The 23779-nt window shown below is 68.7% G+C and carries 15 protein-coding genes and 1 tRNA gene; 2 read left to right on the plus strand and 14 right to left on the minus strand.

Annotated features, from left to right (window positions below; translation table 11 throughout):
- Window positions 1–59: 59 nt before the first annotated feature.
- Window positions 60–3641, plus strand: a complete 3582-nt coding sequence (locus WFI54_RS07850) for a bifunctional proline dehydrogenase/L-glutamate gamma-semialdehyde dehydrogenase (RefSeq protein WP_336652241.1) — start codon at window positions 60–62, stop codon at window positions 3639–3641.
- A gap of 29 nt (window positions 3642–3670) precedes the next feature.
- Here the strand turns inward: WFI54_RS07850 and WFI54_RS07855 are convergent, their stop codons facing one another.
- The 13 genes from WFI54_RS07855 to WFI54_RS07915 all read right to left on the minus strand — a co-directional run bounded on the left by WFI54_RS07855 (window position 3671) and on the right by WFI54_RS07915 (window position 21593).
- Window positions 3671–5221: a DUF5684 domain-containing protein gene (locus tag WFI54_RS07855; RefSeq protein WP_336652242.1), complete on the minus strand. Its 1551-nt coding sequence runs from the start codon at window positions 5219–5221 to the stop codon at window positions 3671–3673.
- A gap of 113 nt (window positions 5222–5334) precedes the next feature.
- On the minus strand, window positions 5335–5982 hold the full coding sequence (locus WFI54_RS07860) for a hypothetical protein (protein WP_336652243.1): 648 nt from the start codon (window positions 5980–5982) through the stop codon (window positions 5335–5337).
- Window positions 5979–6833: a PP2C family protein-serine/threonine phosphatase gene (locus WFI54_RS07865; protein ID WP_336652244.1), complete on the minus strand. Its 855-nt coding sequence runs from the start codon at window positions 6831–6833 to the stop codon at window positions 5979–5981. The genes WFI54_RS07860 and WFI54_RS07865 overlap by 4 nt, the downstream gene beginning before the upstream one ends.
- Window positions 6830–9277 (minus strand): transglutaminase domain-containing protein, encoded by a 2448-nt coding sequence (locus WFI54_RS07870; protein ID WP_336652245.1) that lies wholly within the window; start codon window positions 9275–9277, stop codon window positions 6830–6832. The genes WFI54_RS07865 and WFI54_RS07870 overlap by 4 nt, the downstream gene beginning before the upstream one ends.
- Window positions 9274–10659 carry a DUF58 domain-containing protein gene (locus WFI54_RS07875; protein ID WP_336652246.1) on the minus strand — a complete coding sequence of 462 codons (1386 nt, stop codon included), beginning with the start codon at window positions 10657–10659 and terminating at the stop codon, window positions 9274–9276. The genes WFI54_RS07870 and WFI54_RS07875 overlap by 4 nt, the downstream gene beginning before the upstream one ends.
- A complete protein-coding gene (locus WFI54_RS07880) occupies window positions 10656–11657 on the minus strand; it encodes an AAA family ATPase (RefSeq protein ID WP_336652247.1) in 1002 nt (333 codons plus the stop codon). Before WFI54_RS07880 ends, WFI54_RS07875 begins: the two co-directional genes overlap by 4 nt.
- A gap of 70 nt (window positions 11658–11727) precedes the next feature.
- Entirely contained in the window at window positions 11728–17640 is a 5913-nt protein-coding gene (locus tag WFI54_RS07885; protein ID WP_336652248.1) for an Ig-like domain-containing protein, read from the minus strand.
- Window positions 17640–18767: a serine/threonine-protein kinase gene (locus WFI54_RS07890; RefSeq protein ID WP_336652249.1), complete on the minus strand. Its 1128-nt coding sequence runs from the start codon at window positions 18765–18767 to the stop codon at window positions 17640–17642. Before WFI54_RS07890 ends, WFI54_RS07885 begins: the two co-directional genes overlap by 1 nt.
- 156 nt (window positions 18768–18923) lie before the next feature.
- A complete protein-coding gene (gene rplA / locus WFI54_RS07895) occupies window positions 18924–19613 on the minus strand; it encodes a 50S ribosomal protein L1 (RefSeq protein ID WP_336652250.1) in 690 nt (229 codons plus the stop codon).
- A 12-nt stretch (window positions 19614–19625) separates the two neighbouring features.
- Entirely contained in the window at window positions 19626–20057 is a 432-nt protein-coding gene (gene rplK, locus WFI54_RS07900; protein WP_017884363.1) for a 50S ribosomal protein L11, read from the minus strand.
- A 277-nt stretch (window positions 20058–20334) separates the two neighbouring features.
- Window positions 20335–21135, minus strand: coding sequence for a transcription termination/antitermination protein NusG (gene nusG / locus WFI54_RS07905; protein ID WP_336652251.1), 801 nt, complete (start codon window positions 21133–21135; stop codon window positions 20335–20337).
- Between the two features lie 55 nt (window positions 21136–21190).
- The gene (gene secE, locus WFI54_RS07910) at window positions 21191–21466 is read right to left on the minus strand and encodes a preprotein translocase subunit SecE (RefSeq protein ID WP_336652252.1); all 276 of its coding nucleotides are present in this window, start codon (window positions 21464–21466) and stop codon (window positions 21191–21193) included.
- A 51-nt stretch (window positions 21467–21517) separates the two neighbouring features.
- Window positions 21518–21593, minus strand: a tRNA-Trp gene (locus WFI54_RS07915).
- A gap of 247 nt (window positions 21594–21840) precedes the next feature.
- Between WFI54_RS07915 and WFI54_RS07920 the strand changes: the two genes are divergently transcribed.
- On the plus strand, window positions 21841–23043 hold the full coding sequence (locus WFI54_RS07920; protein ID WP_336652253.1) for a pyridoxal phosphate-dependent aminotransferase: 1203 nt from the start codon (window positions 21841–21843) through the stop codon (window positions 23041–23043).
- A gap of 124 nt (window positions 23044–23167) precedes the next feature.
- Here the strand turns inward: WFI54_RS07920 and WFI54_RS07925 are convergent, their stop codons facing one another.
- Window positions 23168–23737, minus strand: coding sequence for a TetR/AcrR family transcriptional regulator (locus WFI54_RS07925; protein ID WP_336652254.1), 570 nt, complete (start codon window positions 23735–23737; stop codon window positions 23168–23170).
- Window positions 23738–23779: the final 42 nt, after the last annotated feature.

A 23779-nucleotide genomic window follows, 5' to 3' on the forward strand; every position in this document is an offset into this window, starting at 1 on the left:
GCCCAGCCAAACAAGGACGTCACGTCACCGACGCCCCGCGCCCCAGAGAAAGGTCAGCAGTGAGCAGTCGCACCGCGGACACCGTTGCCCGCCCCCAGGATCTCGCCGAAGCGGCCGTCGCACTCGTGCGGCGCTGGCTGCGCGAGGCTGCCGAGTTTCCGGTTGACGCCTCCGCGGCGAGGCTCGCCGGGGTGCTGCGCGACCCGAACGGGCTCGACTTCACTGTCGGCTTCGTCGACGGGGTGGTGCGACCAGAAGATCTCGGCGCTGCCGCGAAGAAGCTGCACGAGCTCACCCCGCTCGCACCGAGCTTTCTGCCGACGCCGCTGCGCGCCGCGATCGGGCTGGGCGGCGCTCTGGCGAAGCCGCTGCCAGGTGTTGTGGTGCCGATCGCCCGCCGGGTGCTGCGCCAGATGGTGAGCCACCTCATCATCGACGCGAGCGACGCGAAGCTCGGCTCCGCCATCTCGAAGATCAAGCGCGACGGGGTGCGGCTCAACATCAACCTGCTCGGTGAGGCCATTCTCGGTGAGCACGAAGCCGAGCGGCGCCTCACCGGCACACACCGCTTGCTCGGCCGCGCCGACGTCGACTATGTGTCGATCAAGGTGTCTTCGACGGTCGCGCCTCACAATCACTGGGCCTTCGATGAGGCTGTTGCGCACATCGAGCACCAGCTGGTGCCGCTGTTCGAGCGGGCGAACGTTGCAAGCCCGAAGAAGTTCATCAACCTCGACATGGAGGAGTACAAGGATCTCGACCTCACCGTCGCAGTGTTCAAGCGCATCCTCGAACGCCCTGAGTTTGCGGGGCTCGAGGCCGGCATCGTGTTGCAGGCGTATCTGCCAGACGCGCTCGGTGCGATGGTGGATCTGCAAGGGTGGGCGGCGCGGCGCGTGGCCGCAGGGGGCGCGCCCATCAAGGTGCGTGTCGTGAAGGGTGCGAATCTGCCGATGGAGCACGTCGACGCCGCGCTCCACGGCTGGCCCACCGCCACCTGGGGTAGCAAGCAGGAGTGTGACTCCAGCTATAAGGCCGTGCTCGACTACGCTCTTACGCCGGAGCGGGTGCGCCATGTGCGGATCGGCGTCGCCGGCCACAACCTCTTCGACGTGGCGCTCGCCTGGCTGCTCGCGAAGGAGCGCGGGGCCGCCGACGGTGTCGAGTTCGAGATGCTGCTCGGTATGGCGACCGGCCAGGCCGAGGCGGTGAGGCGCGAAGTGGGGTCGCTGCTGCTCTACACCCCGGTGGTGCACCCCGAGGAGTTCGACGTGGCGATCGCCTACCTGATCCGTCGCTTGGAAGAGGGGGCGAGCCAGCAGAACTTCATGTCTGCCGTGTTCGAGCTGCACGACGACGAGGCCCTGTTCGAGCGGGAGCAGCAGCGCTTTCTTGCCTCGCTCGACGCGCTCGCAGCGATCACCGGCGATGGCTCACCGGAGTCTGTCACGGTGCCCCGCCCCAATCGACAGCAGGATCGCCGGCACTTCGATGAGGCCGGCGTTGAGGCCCGCGTGACGGCTCGTGTCGCGGCGGGGCGGCGCGGCGAGTTCGAGAACACCCCCGACACCGACCCTGATCTGCCGGGAAACCGGGAGTGGGGCCGCGCCGTTGCTGGCCGCATGGTGGGGTCGCAGCGGGGAAAGGCGCGTATCGAGTCTTCGCGCATCGACGACGCGGCAGCCCTCGACGCGGTGATCGAGCGTGGCATTGCCGCGGCCGACACCTGGCAGGCTGTCGGCGCCGATGAGCGTGCCCGCATCCTGATACGCGCCGGCGAGTGTCTGGAGGCGCGCCGGGCAGAGCTGCTCGAAGTGATGGGGTCCGAGTGCGGCAAAACCCTCGATCAGGGCGACCCGGAGGTGAGCGAGGCCATCGACTTCGCGAACTACTATGCGATGCTCGGCCAGCTGCTCGAACAGGTCGACGGCGCCGTCTACCGCCCGAAGCGGCTCATCGCCGTGATCCCACCGTGGAACTTCCCGGTGGCGATCCCCGCCGGCGGTGTGCTCTCCGCGCTCGCCGCAGGCTCTTCGGTCATCATCAAGCCGGCCTCAAACTCGGCCCGCTCCGGCGCTGTCATGGTGGAGGCGCTGTGGGAGGCGGGGGTGCCGCACGAGGTGCTGCAGATGGTGCAGTTTGCGGATCGCGAGCTCGCTTCGAAGTTTGTCGCCGATCCGCGCCTCGACAGACTGATTCTCACCGGAGCCTACGAAACCGCCGTCGCGTTCCGTGAGCTGCGCCCCGATCTGCCGATCCTCGCGGAGACGAGCGGCAAGAACGCGATCATCGTCACCCCCGACGCCGATCTCGACCTCGCTGCGCGCGATGTCGCCCAGTCGGCGTTCGGTCACGCCGGGCAGAAGTGCTCGGCAGCCTCGCTCGTGATTCTGGTCGGCTCAGTCGCCACATCGCAGCGCTTCCGCGGCCAGCTGCTCGATGCCGTGCGCTCGCTGCGGGTGGGCACGCCGGAACACGTCGACACCCAGATGGGACCGGTGATCACCGCGCCGGAGGGCAAGCTGCTGCGCGGGCTCACCGTACTCGGGCCAGGCGAGACCTGGCTCGTCGAGCCGAAGCCCGTCAAGAGCGACAGCCCGCTCGCGCGCGACCGCGACGGGGTGACGAAGCTGTGGAGCCCCGGCGTGCGCGACGGAGTGCAGCGGGGTTCGGAATTTCATCTCACCGAGTACTTCGGCCCGATCCTCGGCATCATGACCGCGAATACCCTCGACGAGGCGATCGACATGGTGAACGAGATCGACTACGGCCTGACGAGCGGCCTGCACTCGCTCGACCGCGCCGAGGTCGAGCACTGGCTCGACCGCATCGAGGCCGGCAATCTGTATGTCAACCGCGGCATCACGGGCGCCATCGTGCGGCGGCAGTCGTTCGGCGGTTGGAAGAAGTCTGCGATCGGGGCGGGCACGAAGGCCGGCGGCCCGAACTACCTGCACGGCCTCGGCGACTGGGCCGACGCCCCCGTGCACGGGGAACTGCGCGCGCCGCGGCAGGCGGCTGCTGCACTGCTGCGCGCCTTCGAGCAGGCCGTCGCGGGGCGGGCACACGCCGCCGCGGAGACCGCCTGGCTGCGCGCCGCACTCGCTGCGGATGCCACGGCATGGGATGACGAGTTCGGAATCGCGCGCGACGCCTCACAGCTGGGCGTTGAGCGCAATGTGCTGCGCTATCTGCCGGTGAACGTCACGGTGCGCCTCGCAGCCGATGCGCCCCTGTACCACTCAGTGCGCACCATCGCGGCGGGCATCGCAGCGGGGGCTGCGCCTGTGGTGAGCACGCCCGTTGCGCTGCCGCAGCCCGTGATCGCGGCACTCGCGGGCGCGGGAGTCGAGCTGTGCTTCGAAGACGCCGACGCGTGGCGTGACCGTGTGCGCAACCTCGCTGCGGGAGACGGCCCGCACACGGGCGCTCGCATCCGCGTGGTCGCCGGGGACTCCCTCGAGCAGGAGGTTGCCGAGGTGTTCCGCGCCGCGGCAGGCAGCCCCGACATCGCGGTCTACGGCGGCGAGGTCGTTTCTGCTGGCCGAGTCGAGATGCTGCCGCACCTGCGCGAGCAGGCGGTCTCGATCACCGCGCATCGCTTCGGCACCCCGAGCCGCCTCGTCGCAGGCCTCTGCTGAAGCCTCGTCCGAGTGCGGCGCTGCGTCCCTCAGGAGACGCGGCGCAGCGTCACTTCGAGGGTGCCGAGCACGAGTCGCTCGGTCACTGGGTGCTCGCGTCCAGCTTCGAGCGGCACCTGCTCGCCCAGTTCGTCGACGAGGGCGACGCCGTTGGTGGAGTCGAGGTCTTCGATCGTCCACGATCCATCGACGCGGCGCAGGCGGGCGTGCGACTTCGAGAGGGTGCGCGTCGGATCGACGATCTGCAGCACGGAGCTGCCGTTCTTCGGCTCGGGCTTGCGCCCCACCACGACATCGTCGCCGCGCAGTTCGAGCACATCGCCGTCGGGGAGTTCGAGCCCCCAGCGCGAGGGGCGGGGCACTACCACGGTGCGGTCGAGCTCGTCTTCGACGTCGAGCGCGGGCCCGGCCTCTGCTGCGGCTGCGGCCACGACCTCGGGGGCGGCTGGTGCCGGAGTTTCGACTTGCGATCGCGCGGTCTCAGTGTCGCTGTGGGGCGTTGACGCCGAGTTCGAATCGAAGATCGAGGGGCGGTGGGTGGTAAACGATTCCTGCTGCGGCGGCTGGGGTGCCGGAGCCACCACGGGCGTGGAAACCGCAGGCAGGCCGGCAACGAGCGGAGCGGGCGTCACCGGAGGCACGGGCACCGGAGGCGGCGTTGGTGCTGCGGGCACTGCGGGTGCGGCCGCAGGCGGTGTCACGGTCGGGCTCTGGCGCGCGGGCGGCGCGGGAGGCGGATTCGACTCGTCGATGCCGGGCCACGCGAAGGGGCGCACCGGTTCTTCGACGCCGAGGGTGGGTGCGGGGCGCTGCTGATAGCCCTCCTGAGCGAGGCGCTGGTAGTCGCCCTCTGTGGTGCGGCTGAATCCCCACTCGCTGCCGGGCAGGGGCTGCTCGGCGGGCTGCGAGGGTTGTTGCGGTTCGGCGAACAGTCGCGCGAGGGCGTCAGGCTGCTCGGCTGGGACGGCGCTTGCGGCGGGGGCCTGGGCGACCTCGGGGGTCTGCCACGGCTGCACCGGAGCCTGGGGCATGGGGTGCTGCGGTGCAGAGTATTGCTGCGGGGCAGGCTGTTGCGGAGCGTAGCCGGGCGGCGACGGCACCGCACTCGGTGCACCCGGGGCGGCGGCACCTGCTGCGGGCATCACGCCATAGATGCTGCTGCGCTCTTCGATCGAGCGGGCGAGCAACATCGCCCACACCGGCGGCAGCAGCGCGCCGAGCACTGTGAACCCGCCACCTTTGCCGTGTTCGGTGTTGAGGCGGTGGATGGCGATCACGGACACCACCCAGACCACGATGCCGAGGCCGGGCACAACACCGAGCAGCACGAGCCAGCCGGGCAGGCCGCCCCGCTGCACGAGCTGCCACTGGTTCCAGACCGGGATCCAGCCGTGGCTCGACGGCAGCCCGATGCAGGGAAACAGGCGTGACAACGACCACAGGTACCAGACATAGAAGCCGATGGCGACGAGCGACCAGACACCGAGCGCGAGCAGCGCCGCTGACCCCAGCATGGGGGCGGGCGCATTCGTCATCCCGATGATCGGGAGGACGTCGGGGCTCAGGGGGGTCGAGGGCATGTGCTCCTGCTTTCCAGACGCGAGAGTTGCGGCGTCAACTCTGCACAACGATATCCGTGGCCGTGCCACGACGCAAAGGTCCGAGCGCGCCCGCACGACGGGCCCGCACGGGCTCAGCTCAACGCCAGGCGGGCGACCACCCACAGGCCGAGCAGCGACAGCGCGACTGTAGCTGCGTAGGCCGAGATCGTGATGATGGCGGATCGGCGCGCGCGCTTCGCAAGTGACGGCAGCAGCGCGCGCTCAGGCAGCGGATCGGCACCAGCTTCGGGAGGTGCGCCGATGCGCCGCTGCACCTCGTCGAGGCCGGCCCGCTCGCCGGCCTGCCCGATGCTGCGCGGGCCATAGACCTGCGGCAGCGCCCCGCCTCTCCACGGTCGCGCCTCCTGATCCTCGATCGCTGGGGCGACTGCGGCTGCGGGCATGGTCACGGGCATTGTCTCGGGCGCAGCCGCAGGCACCGAAGGCTCGCGGCCCCCCGGCACCGCGACCGTGGCATCATCCGTTTCGAATGCGGGCGGGCGCGCCACCACGACGGTGGCGTCGTCGGGAACGGCCCTGTGCTCCGCGGCTCCACCCGGTCTGCTCACCCCGCCGCTGCGCGGCGCCGACAGCGTATCGTCATCGACACTGTCATCGGCCGCAGCACCGACATCGCCGACACGGCAGACACGGCCGACACGGCCGACACGGCCGACACGGCCGACAGCCACAGTGTCATCTGCGCCAGGGTCGCCTGTGTGCTCCATCTGCTCGGTCATCCCGCCACCGGCTTCGTCACTTCAAGGGTGTTCTCGTCAACCTCTTCATCGACCGCATCCTCGGGTTGGGGCAGCGGATCCGCAACTGGCTCGGCTGTGCTGCCATCAGCAATCGTGTCGACAACCACCACTGTCACATTGTCACGACCACCGGCCGCGCAGGCTCGACGCACCAGATCCTCGGCCACCGCTTCGGGCCGCCCTCCCGTCGTGAGCACCGAGCGCAACTCCTCGTCGGCGAGCTCCGAAGTGAGCCCATCCGAGCAGATCAGCAGACGCAGCCCGCTGCGCAGCGGCAGCAGCCAGGCATCATGGCGAGCGTCGTCAGAGCCCAGGGCCCGCGTAATCACATTGCGGGGGGTATTCGCCGCGTCGGCGTGCCCCGCAGCGAGCATCTCGGCATACAACGAGTGATCGGCGGTGATCTGCGCGAGGCTGCTGCCCCGATGCTGGTACACCCGCGAATCCCCCACATTGATCACATACCAGTGCGGTGCCCCGTCGTGCTCCACGAGCACGGCACCCGTGAGCGTGCACCCCGCCCCGCGCTCGGCCTCCTGCGAAATCACATCGACCGCGAAGCGCGCAGCCTCGATCGCAGCATCCACATCGGCGATCCCCAGCTGCCTGGCCGCGCCAAGCTGCGCCAGCTCGGCGAATGCTGCAATCGCCGCGGCGCTCGCGAGATCACCGGCCGAGTGGCCGCCCATGCCATCGGCCACCACGAACACCGGCGCCTGCGCCAGCGCCAGATCCTCATTGACCGCGCGGCGCAGCCCGGTGTCTGTGCGCGTCGCAGCCTCGATCACCGGCTGCGACCCACCGGCCCGCGCGTTCGGTGCCTCGCTCATCCCTGCTCGCTTTCCCGAGTCGCCGCACCGCGTCGCCCCGCTCCAATGCCATACGAGCGCAGCGAATACGCTGCGCGCAGCCTGGCGAACGCGCTCAACCCGCGCGCTCGTTCTTCGCCGTCGGCCTCAGCCGCCGCCCACAGCTGCTCCGCCGTGCCCGGGTCGATGCCCGTCGGCGAGAACACCGCACGATCGACCTCTGCCGCGGCCCACCTCGCCGGCGCCGTTCCCAGCACCGCCGCAACCTCGCTGCGCGCCGCATTCGCAGGCACCGACACCCCCGCATCACGCGCGCGATCAAGCATCTCCGCCCACGCACCAAGCGCACGCAACTCAGGCACCTGCTCGGCCCTGCGGCGGCGCGCCCGCAAGCGCTTCGCGAGGGGCAGGAACAGCAGCGGCGCCGCAATCAGCAGCAGCGCCACCAGCGCAAGCGCCACAGCGCGCACCACCGGCCACAGCGGCGAAGGCGCAGCAGCGGGCTCGGCAGCATCGTCGTTCTCGCCCTGATCCCCGAGGCCCACGGGCGGATCCGCCTCCTGAGCATCCCGCTCCTCAGGGGTCGTCGGAAACTCGGGCAACTGCTCGCCCTGCTCCAAGCGCTCCGGCGGATGCTCGAGCTGCGGGGTGACGTCGAAGGGCACCCACTCGCCGCGGTCGCCGCGCACCTCAACCCAGGCCGCGAGGTGCTCACCCGTGCACTCGGCCGTGCAAGCCGGCACGCCATCGACGCCTCGATCCGCCTCACCCAAGCGCACACCCACCACAACCCTGGCATCGAAGCCGAGCGCGCGCGCAATCAGCGCCGCAGCCGTCGCAAACTGCTCATCATCGCCCACACCCGCCACCAGCTGCGCCGACGAAGCCGACTCCCCCGCAGCGGACTGCTGCGTGTTGAGCTGCTCGAACAGCCGCTCAATGCGCGACAGCGAGTGCCCACCCGCACTCGACTCGAACACCGTGCCGTACTGCTCGCCCAGGCGCTCCAACCACAAACGCTCACCCGCTGCGTCACTCATCGAATGGCTCAGATAGCCGCGCTGCCGCAGCCGCTCGATGAGTTCGGCAAGACCGGCGGCGTCGCCAGGCAGCTGCTGACGATCGATCCACTCCCCCAGCTGCGGCGCCTTCTCGACATCGAAGCGAGGATCACCAGGCTCGCCGATACGATCAACGCCGGGGTCTGCTGACGTCTGCATCTCAGCTGTGTAGCCGTCGCCCGCGACAAGCCCGGCCGAAGACGCACCGGCACCCGGCACTGCGATCGCGCCACCGGTCTCACGATTCACGTAGAACGCATCGACGAGCGCGTCGGCGCGCGGGCCCGCGAACACCGGCGGACCGCCCAGCGGAGCTGTCGGCGCCCAAATATCCGAATACCCCTCGGCGATGCGCACCGAAACCCTGGCAGGATCGGCCACACCAGTGCCGCTCGGGAACCTGGTGAAACGGCCCGCGGCAGCCTCGCCGACGTGAAAGTCAACACCGTCATAGGCATCGAGCACAGCGACACGCAGCCGCTCAGGCAGCGCCCCCGACGACGACACCGAGAACAGCGGCGTATCGAGAGCGGCGTCGCGCTTCGAACTGCGGTACTCGGCCAGCGGGCTCGGGCGCTCACGCACCACCAGTTCGGGGTCGATGCGATCACGCGGCACCGCACGCGCACCGGCGTCGAGCACCGGCGCAAACACCCCTCCGGCGCACAGGGCAAGCACCACGATGCCGGCCCCGACAAGAGGGCGCAGCGCCCCACCCCTGCCCCGCACCGCACCATCAGCGGCACGGCCAAGCCTGAGCGCCGCACGACGCTCCTCACCAGAAACCAGCGCCACCCAGAGCGCCGCCACCAGCGCCGCAGCCAGCCACAAGCCGATCTCGCGGGGGGCGACAATGGTGAATCCCGCAACATGCAGTGGTGCGCTCAGCTGCGACGCCCCAAACACCGTGCCGAAGGCAACGGGCGCGAGCAACGGGGCAGCGGCAAACACCGCAGCCCGGGCACCGCGACGCGCAAGCACCCCCACCAGCAGGGCCGTCACCAGAAACACCACATAGGCGGGCACCAGCACCGTGCGGTAACTCCCGACAGGCAAACTCAGCGTCAACAACTGCTTCCAACCCAGCGCAACCGCCGCGAGACCGTCGAGCAACCCCCGCAGCAGCCCGCCGCCGTGCGCACCAGGCATCGCCTCTGGCACCGCAACCGGCACCACCGTGAGCACGAACACGCCGAGCGTCACCGCCGCGAGCACAACGACACCCCAGCGCAACCGCTCCCGCAGCCACGCGATCCCCGTGCCGAGGATCAGCGCACCAGCAGCAACCACCCACAGCCAGGGCGTCCCGTAGATCGGCCACGCCGCCCACACTCCCAGCGCCACAGCCAGCGCAGCGGCCAGCGCACCCCAGGCGGCCCGAACCGACCCGCGATCCGCCGTCATCGTGCAGCCCTCACCATCAACTGGGGCGCATCACCGAGAGCACCCACCGTGAACACCGTGAGCGCATCGATGCGCTGCGCGCGCGGCTCGGCATGCAGCTCGCAGCGCACCGCCAACACCTGCACATCAGGGCGGAACGCTACAGCGGCCCGGCGGATCCGCGCCAGGTCAGCACCGGATCCCGTAACGATCGCCACAATCGACAGTGGGCGGCGCGACTGCGCAAGCCCCCTGGCGAGCGTCTCGAACGACACCCCATCAGGCGCCGCTTCGAGCTCAGCCCAAGCATCGAGCAACTGCTGCGGATCGCGCGACGGCAGCTCCTCGAGCCCGTCAATACTGGGTCGCAGACGGCCAGGCGCCCACGCCGAAGCGACGAAACGCTCCCGCCCCTCACGCACCGCCTGCACCGAGATCGACGCCGCAACACTCACCGCCAGCTCGAACTCGTCATCGTTCTGGTATTCCTCGCGGATCGCATCGAAGAGCACGGCAACCCGCGCCGTCTGCGACTCCTCGTACTGACGCACCATGAGCGTGCCCGTCTTCGCTGTCGACTTCCAGTGCACATGCCGCATGGCGTCACCGCGGGCATACTCGCGCACCGCGTAGAACGAAAGATCAGAGTCGGTGAGCCGCCGGCTCGACGCGCCCTCAAGATCGCGCACCAGCCCCGCCGAGTTCGGCGGCAGCACCGCAATTGCCGGATGCACATGCACCAGATGCCGCTCAGGCCAGGTCACCTCGCGCCGCAGCAGCCCAACGGGGTCGCGGCGGGCCACGGTGAGCGGCCCCACCGGCACCACACCGCGCCGCACCGCCGCAACCCGCACCGGCAACTCGACAGAGGCGCCAGGCCCGATAAACGGCACCGTCAATTCTCGCAGCGCCGGCCCCACAGGAAGCTCGGCCACCGCGGGCAGCGCGGGCCGAGATCCGCCGTTCTCGACGATCACCCGCAGCTGCACTTCACCGCCCACGGTCACACTGCGACGGTCAAGCTCAAGCCGCACCCGATAGGCGCGACTGCCCACCAAGAACGGGGCGGCGACCAGCAGCAGCAAGCCGCCCACCACAGCGGCGAACCACGCCTCAACCCAGGAGAATGCAGCACCCAGCACCGCACCGGCCACCGTCAACGCCAGCACGAACCACCCCAGCGGGGTGACGGCCTGCGTCACGGCCCGCCACACGCGGCCGGCACGGCGACGCGCACGCCGCAACCACCGGCGCGCGACAACGCGCCGCCGCTGCACCGGATCGAGCGCCCGCGTCGAGGTGCGCGTCTCGCCGAGACGCGACGCCGTGCGGGTACCCCGCGTGTGCCGCGTTCCGCGCGTCGCGGTGCGGAACCGGCGGCCCCTGGTGCTCTCGTCGCTCACGCCGTGCCGTTCTCCTGTGGCACGGGAGTGTCGATGAGGATTCGACCGATCACGGCCTCAGCGGTCACACCTTCGAACTCGGCCTCGGGCTCGAGCACGAGACGGTGCGCGAGCACCGGGATGGCGAGCTCACGCACATCGTCCGGGGTGACGTAGGGGCGGCCGGCAACGAGCGCCCACGCCGAAGCCATCCGCACCAGGGCGAGCGCACCGCGCACGCTCGCGCCGAGGCGCACCTCGCCCGCGCGGCGGCTCGCCTCCACAAGCTCGGAGACGTAAGAGGCGATGAGCGGGCTCACCGCAACCCCGCGCGAGAACCCCTGCAACTGGGTGAGCGTGCCCACGTTCATCACCGCGGGCACCTCCGGGGTGACCGCGATCTGCTGCAGAATACGCATCATCGCAGCTTCGTCGGGGTAGCCGATCGAGGTTTTGATCATGAAGCGGTCGAGCTGGGCCTCGGGCAGCCGGTAGGTGCCGGCCTGCTCGACAGGGTTCTGGGTGGCGATCACCAGGAACGGATCGCCCACGCGGTGCGTCTGACCATCGACAGTGACCTGGTGCTCCTCCATCACCTCCAGCAGCGCCGACTGCGTCTTCGGGCTCGCCCGGTTGATCTCGTCAGCCAGCACCACATTCGCGAAGATCGGCCCCGCATGAAACTCGAAGACGCCCTGCTTCTGGTCGTAGACGGTGATGCCGGTCACATCGCCGGGCAGCAGATCGGGGGTGAACTGGATGCGCGACGAGGTGCCGTGCATCGTCTTCGCCAGCGCGCGGGCGAGCGCGGTCTTGCCGGTGCCTGGCACGTCTTCCAGCAGCACATGCCCGCCTGCGATCGCGGTGGCGACAACGAGCTCGATCACGCGGCGCTTGCCCTGAATCGCCACCTCGATAGCGTCGGCGACGGTGCGCACGGCCTCGCTGGCCCAGCGAGCCCGCTCATCGGTGATGGGGCCGATCGTGGAGGCGGCCGCGAGATTCGGCTGAGGTGTCATCTTCGGTTCTCGGTTCCTTCGTGTTGCGGACGGTGCGGGGTGCGGTCGCGGGTGGCGGGACGCCTGGTGGTTACGGGCTCTCGGGTGGCGACGGCGATGGCGGATCTGGCTCGGCGCACACCGGCGCTGTCAGCGTCTGCAGGTTCTCGTACAGCCCCGTCCAGGTCACGGTCAAAATGCCCGCAGCGTGATCGAAACTCGGCAGCGCCCAGCTGCGGGCGTGCTCGGAGATGCGGGCGCGCAGCTCGGCTGTGGAGGCCGTGGAGCGGATGCAACCGCCGAGGTCGACGGTGACGGGGCCGGGCGCATTGCCGGTGATGGCGACGGCTTCAGAGCACACGCCGTTCTTGCACTGCGCGACGCTGTAGGTGGAGCCGGCCGTCACCGTCGAGGGGAATGAGTCGCCGACACTCGCACCGTTCAGGCGGAAGTCGAGGGTGTGGCCGGAGCTCGCCGAGACCACAGGGCCCGCGGCGAACGCGTAGCTCGCGAGCGACCCCGACACTGCGGCGTCGGTGCGGATCGTGTAGCCAGACTCGACGACGGGCGGCGCGGGCGTGCCACCGACGTTCACAACAACCGATGCCGTGGTGAGCGCAGCCCCCCACTTGTTCTCAGCGCAGGCCGTCACCTCAAGCGGGCGATAGGCCGTGCCGGTCACCGATGTGGTGCCGCCGGTGCCAGAGGTGTTCGGAGTGCAGCTGCCGCCTGTGCTCACACCCCACTTCGCCTCGGGGGCTCCGCGTGAGTCGACGCTCACGATCACGGTCGCCTCATCGCTGCCCTGAGCTGAGCTCCCAGCCGCGATCGAAACCACCGGCCGGCCAGTCAGCTGCACGGTGTCTGCCCAGTTCGCCCCTTCCGCAGAGTCGCCGCTCGGGGGTTCGTGCGCGCTCACTGGCACCACCGTGATCTCGGCCCCGCCAACCGGCAGACTCGCGATCCTCACGGTGCCGCTCTGACCGCTCAGCGCCGTCGTACCAGCCGGTGTCACGATGCGGAACCCTCTCGTACCGTCCTTGCCGGTGATATCCAGCCGCACAGTGCCGGTGTCGGGCGACTCAGCAGAGATCTGCTTCGCTTCGACCCGCGGCTGCTCGGGCCGTTCGTAGGCCCACGCCTGGGCGGCGTTCGCGGCGGGATCGGATTCGCCCACCGAGTTGAAGGCCACAGCGGTAAAACTGTGCTTCTCGCCGTTGGCGAGACCGCTCACCACGCAGTCGTAGGAGGCACCCGAACCGGAACAGCTGCCCGACTGCGCCGCACCGTCCATCCGCAGACGCACCCCCTCCGTCGCGGGATGCGAAGCTTCGCCGCTGAGGCTCACGCGAAGGGTGACCGAACTCGACGTGTACGACACCGCCGAAATCGCGGCCGGCGCGCGAGGCACCCCCTGCGCGTCCAGCTCGATCACGCCCTCACCGATGCGGTTCTGTGCGTCGCGCACTGTGAACGACGCCGTGCACTTCCCGCCTGGGCCCTTCGCCCCGTTCGGCCAGGCAACCGATACGGAGTTCCCGGCTGCCTGGAAGGTGCCCACGGCGCACGATCCGCCAGACACAGCCTCCAGCTTCAGCCCGCCGCCGCTCTTGCCAGCGAACGGATCATGCTCACCAGGCGCACCGATCAGCGGTACCTGACAGGCCGAGCCCACCGTGCAATTCAGCTGCACCGTGGCACCGCGCGGAGTGTCCTTCGCGGCCTCACCCACGCGCAGCGTGAGCGGTGCCTGACTCTCGCCGGCGCCCGAGACCGTGACCACAAGCGCATCCTGGCTGCCAGGCACCGCATCGGCGCGGGCCGTGACGCTCAGCTGCGAGCCGGCGGGCACCACCTCGAAGCTGCCCCCGCCACCACTCACGCTGAACCGCAGATCGCCGGGCTTGCCCTCACGACCGCCCTGCCAACGCACCATATCGATCAGGTTGATCGTCTCAGAAGCACCCGGTGCGACCGTGCGAGTGATCGTCTCGAGTGCGGCGACCGGCGACGTTGGCACGATCTCGACGGGCACCGCCAGTTGCGTCCAAACCTTCTGTTCGGTGAGCTTCACCGACACCAGGCAGGTGTCGCTCCAGGGAGCTTCCTTGCCCGCAGCGTAGTTGAAGCCCGTCGCATGCTTCGCCGCGCAACTCGCCTGAGCACGCTGCGTGGGGAACGCCCCCACCTTGAACTCGGCCTCGTCACCCGCCGCGAGATCGACGACCTCGGCGAGCGCCGCATCGACAGACTTGCCCTCATCGACCCTGATCGGTGCAAGACCGGGCTTGAGCGTCAGCCGCAGCTCGTCGAGGGGCGGCACCACCAGGAAGCCGAACGTCTCGACCTCCTGCCCCGTGAGGTCAACACCCGAAAGCTTGAAGGGCACCAGATCGCCCTCGGCACGGTACTTACCGACGATGCGATTGCCCTTAGCGGTAAAGCGATCCGCCGCAGCACCCCACACCGTCATCTGCAACGACCGCGCATCACCGGCTGCCCAGTAGACGCGGTCGGTGACCACATCGACGCCGCCGCGCTCCAGCTCCGCGCGGTCGCGTGCCGACAGCACAGTGTCGAGCACCGAGGGGGCCTGCTGCCCCACACGCGCCGACACCTGCACCACGATGAGGCCGTCAGCGGTGCTCGTGCTCTTCGCCGAACGCACGGTGTATCGGTATGACACCGTGCCGAGTTCGTCGCCGCCGCGCACCGACACCAGCCCCTTGTCGAGCTCGGAAGTGTCCAGGCGTGCGAGCAGGTCACGATACTGCGGAGACTCCCGCCCACCAGGCACATTCGGCACCACCTCGAGCAGTTCGAGCTCGCCATTCGCGGGGTCGATGTCGTTGTCGAGGGGGCGCACCACCGCGGGCTCCGCAGCGCCCTTCGCGAGACGCACATAGTCGCTGTAGGTGATCGGAGCCCCGCCAGCAGGGTCCGCCTCGGTGACAATCACCCGCAGACGCCCCTCCCCGGTGCCTCCGAACTCATCACGCACTGCATACTGCATCATGCGCACCCCCGGCTCAGCCTGCTTCGAAGCCTCTAGCTGCACCGCCGAGCTGCGGGGCGAAAGGGTCGCAGAGACCTGCGTGTCATCCGAGGCGCTTACGCCCGTCAGTCGCACGCGATCGCCGTCAGGGTCCACCCCGGAAAGTGGCACCTGCGCGGTAGCCCGCTCTCCAGGCGCAAGCCGAACCGTGAGCGTGCGCGGCTGAGGCGCCCGATTGCCGTCGCGCGGCATCACGGTTACCCGCACCTGCCCCACGTCGCTGGCCTCAGGAGAACTCGCGCTGTACGTGGTGTAACTGAGCGTGTAGGTGCCAGGTTCGCTCGGCGCGAGATAGCGCAGCGTATTGCCGGAAGCGAAGGCGAGCTCGCCCTTCGCGCCGGAACCGCCCACTTCAGGATGCAGCACGAGGCGCTGCCCCGGCGGCGCCACATCGTTGTCGAGCACGGGGATATCGGCGACCGCACCCGCGCGCACCGTCGCAGCATCGGCCACCGCAATTGCCCCCACCGAGCCGGCGTCTGGCACCTGGAACACCGTCAGACGCCCCACAGCGGTATCGGCACCCTCGGACACCGACACATCGGCCGCACCGATCCTGCCAGGGGCGCCGTTGGGCGTGGTGCCCGAAACCCGCACCAGTGCGTGCTCAATCACATCAGCGCGCAACTCACCATCGACCACGTTGGCTGCCCGCACCACGAGAGCGCGCCCGTTCGCGCCAGGCACGGCGTCGAGCACATCGATCGTGGTGTCGGCGAGGGGGCGCACGAAAGCGCGCAACGGCGGCAAGCCAAGCTTCGGCCGCGCCTCCACAGCGGTCACCCGCAGGGTGCCGGAAATCTCGGCCTCTGTGCCTGTGTCGCGCGCGGTCAGCGCAACGACGGTCACGCCGGTCTCCTTCGCAGTGATCTCGATCGTGCCGGCTCCGGCATTGACGGTCGCGGTCGCGGAGCCCGACTGCACGCTCGCGTCGACCAGCGCGTAGGATCCCGAACCGCCCACGATGCGCGTCAACGGGCGCACCGTCAGTGGCGTATTCACCTGCGCCGTCGCCGCAATTGCGGCCATCTCCGACTTCGCATTCCGGCGGATCTGCACGGTCAGCTCCCGCTCCGTGCGCTCGCCGCGCGCATCGGCCACCGTCACCTGCACCGCCACATCGCTGTCGGGCGCGTTGGGGTCGGTGTGACGCAGCGCCAAACGGCCATCGGCCGTAACGAGCGCACGCACCGGGTCGCTGACGTTGGCGGGCGCGGCAGATTCGAGCATCAGCGGATCGCCCTCAGGATCGACCCAACCCTCCAAGATCGGCAGCACCAGGGTGCCCCCGGGGGCGAGCTCTGGGCTCGGCCACGCCCGCTGACACCCCTGTACCGGGCACCACTGCGGGGAAGTGTTGGTGTCGTCGCCAACCACCGTAAGAGTGACTGTCGCCGGCTCCGAGGTGAGCACGCCGTCGGTGATGCGGTAGCTGAACGTCGCCGAACCTTTCGCACCCGGCTTCGGCTGCACCACGATCGACTGCGCATCCGTGAGCATCGCCACCGTGCCGAACGACTCCGGCAGGTCTGCGCCGAGCCCGTCAGGCACGATCGTGAGCACATCCTTACGGTTCGGGTCGAAATCGTTGAGCAGCACCGGCAACGGTGCCGGCTCACCCTCGCGCACCCCGAACTCGTCGGCCACAGCCACCGGGGGCTCCTGCTCGGTAACGTCGTCGACCACGACGACACCACTGCGCTCCTTGGGTGGGTCGACAAGCGACCATTGCTCAAGCGGGATCAGTCGCCCCTCGGGCAGCGTCCACATCATGCCGGTGACCTGCTCGGACAGCAACGCACTCGTGCCGTTCGAGCGCAGCACCGGATCGGGCCGCCCGGGCATATCCACTGTTTCGTCGAGATCGAGCTTCGCAGCGCCCGCGGTCGACGACCACAACTGCGCTGCGTTCTGTCCCACCCACGCTGCATAGCGCACGCCACCCAGCTCGATCGGCTGTGCGGGAACCCCGTCGGCCTGCTCCAGACGCTTCGCGCGATCCGCAGTCACGCCCCACAGCCCTGAGCCGTCGGCCACCAGAGCTTCAGCGCCCTCCGCACCCGAGGCTTGCAGCACCGCCCCGGCATCGGCGTCGAACTCGACCGGCCGCTCGGCCCCCTCCCACCACAAACGACCAGACTCAGCATCGAACAGCACCCAACGACCATCGATGATCGCGAGCTGCACGCCTTCCCCCGGCACCCCCGCTGGGGACTCCTCGCTGCGGGTAAAGCTCTCACGTGCAACGTCGTACCAGCGCAGCTCCCGGGTCTCCGCCGAGAAGAGCAACGCGCGGCCTTCCCCATCGATCGCCACGGCGCTCGCCGAGAACCCCGGCGTCTCCTCTGCCGCGCCATCCTCGTTTGCAGCATCGGCAGCGCCGACACCATCAGTGTCGGCGAGCGGGTCGAGCAGCACCGGATCCGACAGACCCCGCTCAGACCCCTCCTCGAAGCGCGACAGGAAGACCTCGCCGTCTTCTGTGCGAAACAGCACCGAATCCCCGGCCGTCACCGTGTCACGCGTACCCTCAGGCGTGCGCGACGCCGCCGACACCTCATCCGACACCGCCGAACCCGTTGACTCGGTGCCGCCTGCAGGCTGCGCCGATCCGCCATCATCAACAAAATCACGAGGCATCGTCGGATCGATGCTCCATAGGCGCCCGTCACCGTGGCTCAGCACCACGCCGCGCGACCCCGACTGCAGCACACCGCTCGGATCGTCAACCCGGCGCACCGTATCGATCTCACCCGTGAGCGTATTCACGCGCGCATACTGGCCGGAGCCGCGCATCGCCCACACAGCAGGCTCCTCGCGTGGAATCTCCCGCGCATCATAGCCCGCAGCCACCACCGCGATCGTGCCGATCATCGCCAGCGCCGCAACCCCCGACACCCAGGTGACCAGACGCGAGCGGCGGCCAGGGGAACGACCTCCGCGCGCCATCAGCGACCGCCTACAACCGCGAACACGGTCGCCGCAAGCAGCAGCACACCCACCGCCGAGCCCGCACCGATCAGCACCGGCCGCAACACCGCGCCCCGCTCTCCCCGCGAGTGCTCAGCAGCCGCGCGATCGCGTTCGAGCTCGGCACGCCGCTGCGCCCGCCCATCAGGCCGCACGCTCGACACCACAGGGCCCCGCACCCCCACCGCCGGAGCAGCCGGCGGAATCCACTCCTGCCGCACCACATCAAGCGGTGTCACATCGAAACCGTAGTGGCGCTGCAACTGCTGCAACGCCTCTCCGAACTGCTGCATCGTGGCATAGCGTCGCTCCGGCTGCTTCGCCATCGCCGTCGCCATCACCCCGTCAAAGGCTTCATACCCTTGCGCCCCCGGCACCGGGGTGTACACGGCACGCACGATACGATCGCTCATCGCAGAGCGCTTGTCCTTCACACCGCCGCCACTAGAAAACGGCGAACGACCAGCCGCGAAGGTATACAGCGTCGCCGCAAGCGACCACACCTCACTCGCCGGGGTGCCAGTCGTCGACCGCTCGATCACCTCGGGCGCCGCCCACGGAATCGACATCGCTTCGCTCGTGCCCGCACCGTGCATCTGACCGCGCAGTGACACAATGCCGAAATCGGCGAGCACCGGCCGGCCCGTCGTCGCGAGCAGCACATTCGAGGGCTTGATGTCACGGTGCAGAATCCCTGCCCTGTGCGCAGTCTCCAAAGCCCCCGCCAAACGCACACCCGCGTCGAGCACCTCGTCCAGCGGAATGGGACTGCCATTGGAGCGATGCCTGAACGACTCCGGGCAGAACTCCATTGCGATGTATGGGTAGCCATCACTCGAAATACTCGCCGCGAAAATCGACACGATCGAGGGGTGACTGGACAGCCTCGCCATCGCGTCGGCCTCAGCCTCGAATGCCGAACGCTCCTCATGCGACGCGACCAGCGCAGCAAGACTGTCGCCGCCCATCAGCACCTTCACCGCGACCATGCGCCGCGGCATGTTCTGCTCGTACTGGTACACATGCGCAAAGCCGCCCGAACCGAGCGGCTGAACGTAGTTGAAGCCCGAGATGCGCGGGGGGCTGATCGCGGCCGCGTCAGCCATGACCGATCACGCTCGCTGCCGCCCACTGAAACATATGCACCATGCTAAAGCACGATCGCAGGCCCCGCCGACAGGTGTTGGAAAAGAGGGCCGCACAAACAACGCCGCCCCCGCTCTCCGAAGAGAGCGGGGGCGGCGCAACCCGAGGGTGAAGCCTTACAGGCCAGAAACGTCGAGCGGGATGCCCGGGCCGAAGGTCGTCGAAACGGCGCCCTTCTGCACGTACTTGCCCTTGGCCGACGACGGCTTGAGGCGCGAGATCTCCTCGAGCACCGAGTTGATGTTGTCGGTGAGCTGCTCAGCCGAGAACGAAGCCTTGCCGACGATGAAGTGCACGTTGGCGTGCTTGTCGACGCGGAACTCGATCTTGCCGCCCTTGATATCCTCGACGGCCTTCGCCGTGTTCGGGGTGACGGTGCCGGTCTTGGGGTTGGGCATCAGGCCGCGGGGGCCGAGCACCTTACCCAGACGACCAACCTTGCCCATGAGCTCGGGGGTCGCAACAGCCGAATCGAAGTCGGTGTAGCCAGCGGCCACCTTCTCGATCAGCTCGTCGCCGCCCACCTCGTCAGCGCCGGCGGCGATGGCTGCCTCAGCAGCAGCGCCCACCGCGAACACGATGACGCGTGCGGTCTTGCCGGTGCCGTGGGGCAGGTTGACGGTGCCGCGCACCATCTGGTCGGCCTTGCGGGGATCCACACCGAGCTTGACGGCGACCTCGACGGTCGAGTCGGTCTTGGTGGAACCGGTCTCCTTCGCCAGGGCCACGGCCTCGGCGGGAGTGTAGAACTTGTCTGCCTGAATCTTCTCGGCAGCGGCGCGGTACGCCTTCGACTTCTGTGCCATGTGTCCTACCCCTTAGCCTTCGACCGTGATGCCCATGGAACGGGCGGTGCCGGCGATGATCTTCGATGCTGCATCGAGGTCGTTCGCGTTGAGATCAGCCTGCTTCTGCTCGGCGATCGCGCGGACCTGCTCGGCCGTCACCTTTGCCACCTTGACGGTGTGAGGGGTGCCGGAGCCCTTCTGCACGCCGGCCGCCTTCTTCAGCAGCTCAGCTGCCGGAGGGGTCTTCAGCACGAAGGTGAAGGAGCGATCTTCGTAGACGGTGATCTCGACGGGCACGATGTTGCCGCGCTGGGATTCCGTGGCCGCGTTGTAGGCCTTGCAGAACTCCATGATGTTGACGCCGTGCTGACCCAGCGCGGGACCCACGGGGGGTGCCGGGTTGGCGGCGCCGGCTGCGATCTGAAGCTTGATCAGACCGGTAACCTTCTTGGCCTTTGCCATGATTGTTTCCTTTCGATCGAACCCGCGCGATTGCGCGTGCTCTCCCGCGTTCCCCGGCCGGTCCGGGGTGCGGTGTTCACCTGCGTTGCGCGCACCATGAGAGGCGCGCAGACGCAAACCACATAATTCTAGCGGATCCGCCCCGATCTCGCACCCCGAGCTCCCCGCGACCCGCGCCACCCAGCGCAGCGATCACCGGGCCGCGGAGGTCTCAGTCAGCCCGGAGACGCACGAAGGGCCCCGCCGGAGCGGGGCCCTTCGTAGGAGAAGCTGTGGATCAGACCATCTTGGTGACCTGGTCGAAGCTGAGCTCGACCGGGGTCTCGCGCTCGAACAGCGAAACGAGCACTGTGAGCTTGCCAGCGGCGGGGTTGATCTCGCTGATCGTGCCGGGCAGACCCTCGAAGGAACCCGACTTGATGGTGATGGTCTCACCGATCTCGAAGTCGATCTCGACGTTGCCCTGTGCGGCTGCGCTCGCAGCTGCCTTGCCCTTGGCTGCGGCGGCCGGCTCGAACTCGACGGTGCTCTTGAGCATCTCGAATGCCTCGTTGAGGCGCAGCGGCACCGGGTTGTGGGCGTTGCCCACGAAGCCGGTCACACCGGGGGTGTGACGCACAACCGACCAGGTGGTCTCGGTGAGGTTCATGCGAACGAGCACGTAGCCGGGGATGCGCACGCGCGTCACCATCTTGCGCTGGCCGTTCTTGACCTCCATGACCTCTTCCATGGGGACCTGGATCTCGTAGATGTCATCTACGGCACCCATGGTCTCGCGACGGTTCCAGAGGTTGGACTTCACCTTGCGCTCGTAGCCGGCGTAGGTGTGGATCACGAACCACTTGCCCGGGCGACGGCGCAGATCCTTCTTGAAGGCCTTGTAGGGGTCTTCGGCCGACTCGGCCTCATCCTCAACCTCTTCGTCGACGATCGCGTTGGCGGCGGCAGCCGCCTCCTCAGCGCTGTCGATGTCGAGCGCATCCTCCACTGCGGCGTCGGCGACCGGATCGGTCGACTGCACCAGTGCGTCGAGCGCCGCGTCGAGCTCGGCCTCAGGGTTGTTGTTCTCGCTCGTCATCTGCTCTTGCTTTCATTGATCGGGGTTCGGGATCGGACGCTCACCGGCCCGCAGGTCAGGCGAGCGGCGTACCGAAGATGAAGACGGTCACCCAGCCGAAGGCCTGATCGAGCACCCACACGAGGCCCATCATGATCAGGACGAACGCGATCACCACGAGGGTGAAGTTGACGAGTTCTTTGCGGGTCGGGGTGACGACCTTCTTCAGCTCGGCGATAACCTGCTGGACGAACAGGATGATTCGGCTGAACCAATTGCGCTTCGCAGCGCGATCAGCCTTGGCGCGCTCGACCAGGCCGCCGCCGCTCTCCTCGACTTCACTGCTGCTCACTCGCGTGTCCTTTCGATCCACCCACCCGGGACTCTCGCCCCGAGCGGGATGTGGCAGGGCGGACAGGACTCGAACCTGCAACCTGCGGTTTTGGAGACCGCTGCGCTACCAATTGCGCCACCGCCCTAAGGGATTGGGACTCTCACCTTAGCCCCTGAGGGCATAAAAAATTTTGGTGAAAGTCAATCACCGTGGATCACTCTACGCGATCCGACCCCGCTTGTCGAACCGGCACCGCCTCGCCGCTACCTCGCCAACGAACCAGCGCGTGACGACGGGGCGGCGCCGCTGCCGCGCCTCAACAACCCGCCGCGACCTGGGATCCCTCTCCAAGACACCGCTCCCGGCATCCTTCAGCGGGTAGGCTTGTGCAGGTGACCACTACCTCCCGTCTTTCGAAGAAGATCGCCGCTATCGCCGAGTCCGCGACCCTCAAGGTCGACGCCAAGGCGAAGGCCCTCCAGGCCGAGGGCCGCCCCGTGATCAGCTACGCCGCAGGCGAACCCGATTTCGCGACCCCCCAGCACATCGTCGACGCTGCTCGCGCCGCGCTCGACGACCCGAAGAACTTCCGCTACACCGCTGCCACGGGCCTTCCCGAGCTGCGCGAAGCGATCGCCGCGAAGACCGCGCGCGACTCGGGCTGGAACGTTCCCGCCTCGCAGGTGATCGTGACGAACGGTGGCAAGCAGGCCGTCTACCAGTCGTTCCAGGTGCTGCTCGATCCGGGCGACGAGGTGCTGGTGCCGGCACCGTACTGGACCACCTACCCCGAGGCGATCCAGCTCGCCGACGGTGTGCCCGTCGAGGTGTTCGCCGGCGCGGATCAGGGCTACAAGGTGACCGTCGACCAGCTTGAAGCCGCCCGCACCGAGCGCACCAAGGTGCTGCTCTTCGTGTCGCCCTCGAACCCGACGGGCGCCGTGTACTCGCCGGAAGAAACCCGCGCGATCGGTGAGTGGGCTGAGGCGAACGGCCTGTGGGTGGTCGCCGACGAGATCTACCAGAACCTCGTGTACGACGGGGTGCGCGCCGTGTCGATCGTCGAGGCCGTGCCGGCCCTGCAGGATCGCACGATCCTCGTGAACGGTGTTGCGAAGACCTACGCGATGACGGGCTGGCGTCTGGGCTGGATGGTCGGCCCCGCCGACGTCATGAAGGGTGCCGCGAATCTGCAGTCGCACCTCTGCTCGAACGTCAACAACATCGCGCAGCGCGCGGCGATTGCAGCACTCACCGGCCCCCAGGAGCCGATCGAGCAGATGCGTCTCGCCTTTGACCGCCGCCGCAAGCTCATCGTCGAAGAACTCAACCGCGTGCCGGGCTTCCACTGCCCCACCCCCGAGGGCGCCTTCTACGCCTACGTCGACGTGACCGGTGCGCTCGGCCGCGAGATCCACGGCGTCACCCCCACGACCTCGCTCGAGCTGGCAGACCTCATCCTCTCCGAGGCCGAGGTGGCCGCGGTTCCCGGTGAGGCGTTCGGCCCCTCGGGCTATCTGCGTTTCAGCTACGCACTGGGCGATGAAGCGCTGGTCGAGGGTGTGCGCCGCATCCAGGCACTGCTCAGCGAGTAGCGCCTGCGGGGCCACTGCCTCTCAGAGCCGAAGGGCCGGTCGGGATCGCAAGATCCCAGCCGGCCCTTCGCGCATCCGCCTCGGCGCGCCGGGCAATGCCCTGCCGATGCCCGGCCCCCGGCGCTCACTGGCAGCGCAGCACCTGGTCGAGCACCTGGTCGACGCTCTGATCGCTGCGGAACAGCAGCCAGTCGAGGCAGGCACCCGCGAGCGCACCGAAGAAGGCCGCTCCGGCGGTCTCGGTGATCTCCTCCCCCGCACCGCGACCGCCCCGTGCGGCTTCGGCCTCGCGCAGCACGTCACGGTAGCGCACTATCACCGAGGAGCGCGCGAGTTCCATCGCACCGGCCCAGGGCCGGTCGGTGCGGAACACTTCGGACGCCATGAGCTTCGCGAGGTCGAGGTTGCCGCGCAGGGTTTCGAGGGTGGCCGCGGCGACCGCCCTCGGTAGCTGAGCCGGCTCATCCGATGCCCGTTCGCGCGCTTCATCGATGGCCGCCCCGAGTCGATCGAAGCCGTCGCGCATCACCTGCTCGAAGATCGCGTCCTTCGACGAAAAGTTGTAGTAGAGGCTGCCCTTCGCCACTCCCGCGGCCTCGGCGATCTGATCCATCGACGCACCGCTGATCCCGTGCTGCGCGGCCACCCGCACCGCCGCCTCGGTGATGAGCTGCTTCGTGTTGACCCGTGCCATGGTCCTATCCTCTCGTACCCCGTCTCCGCGCCCCACCCTTGA

Source organism: Leucobacter sp. MMO-125 (assembly GCF_037148395.1).
Lineage (GTDB): Bacteria > Actinomycetota > Actinomycetes > Actinomycetales > Microbacteriaceae > Leucobacter.

Coding starts and splice junctions, on each gene's coding strand:
- WFI54_RS07855 (WP_336652242.1), bottom strand. CDS start 5,221: ATGCCCTCGACCCCCCTGAGCCCCGACGTCCTCCCGATCATCGGGATG.
- WFI54_RS07860 (WP_336652243.1), bottom strand. CDS start 5,982: ATGACCGAGCAGATGGAGCACACAGGCGACCCTGGCGCAGATGACACT.
- WFI54_RS07865 (WP_336652244.1), bottom strand. CDS start 6,833: ATGAGCGAGGCACCGAACGCGCGGGCCGGTGGGTCGCAGCCGGTGATC.
- WFI54_RS07870 (WP_336652245.1), bottom strand. CDS start 9,277: ATGACGGCGGATCGCGGGTCGGTTCGGGCCGCCTGGGGTGCGCTGGCC.
- WFI54_RS07880 (WP_336652247.1), bottom strand. CDS start 11,657: ATGACACCTCAGCCGAATCTCGCGGCCGCCTCCACGATCGGCCCCATC.
- WFI54_RS07885 (WP_336652248.1), bottom strand. CDS start 17,640: ATGGCGCGCGGAGGTCGTTCCCCTGGCCGCCGCTCGCGTCTGGTCACC.
- WFI54_RS07890 (WP_336652249.1), bottom strand. CDS start 18,767: ATGGCTGACGCGGCCGCGATCAGCCCCCCGCGCATCTCGGGCTTCAAC.
- rplA (WP_336652250.1), bottom strand. CDS start 19,613: ATGGCACAGAAGTCGAAGGCGTACCGCGCCGCTGCCGAGAAGATTCAG.
- rplK (WP_017884363.1), bottom strand. CDS start 20,057: ATGGCAAAGGCCAAGAAGGTTACCGGTCTGATCAAGCTTCAGATCGCA.
- nusG (WP_336652251.1), bottom strand. CDS start 21,135: ATGACGAGCGAGAACAACAACCCTGAGGCCGAGCTCGACGCGGCGCTC.
- WFI54_RS07925 (WP_336652254.1), bottom strand. CDS start 23,737: ATGGCACGGGTCAACACGAAGCAGCTCATCACCGAGGCGGCGGTGCGG.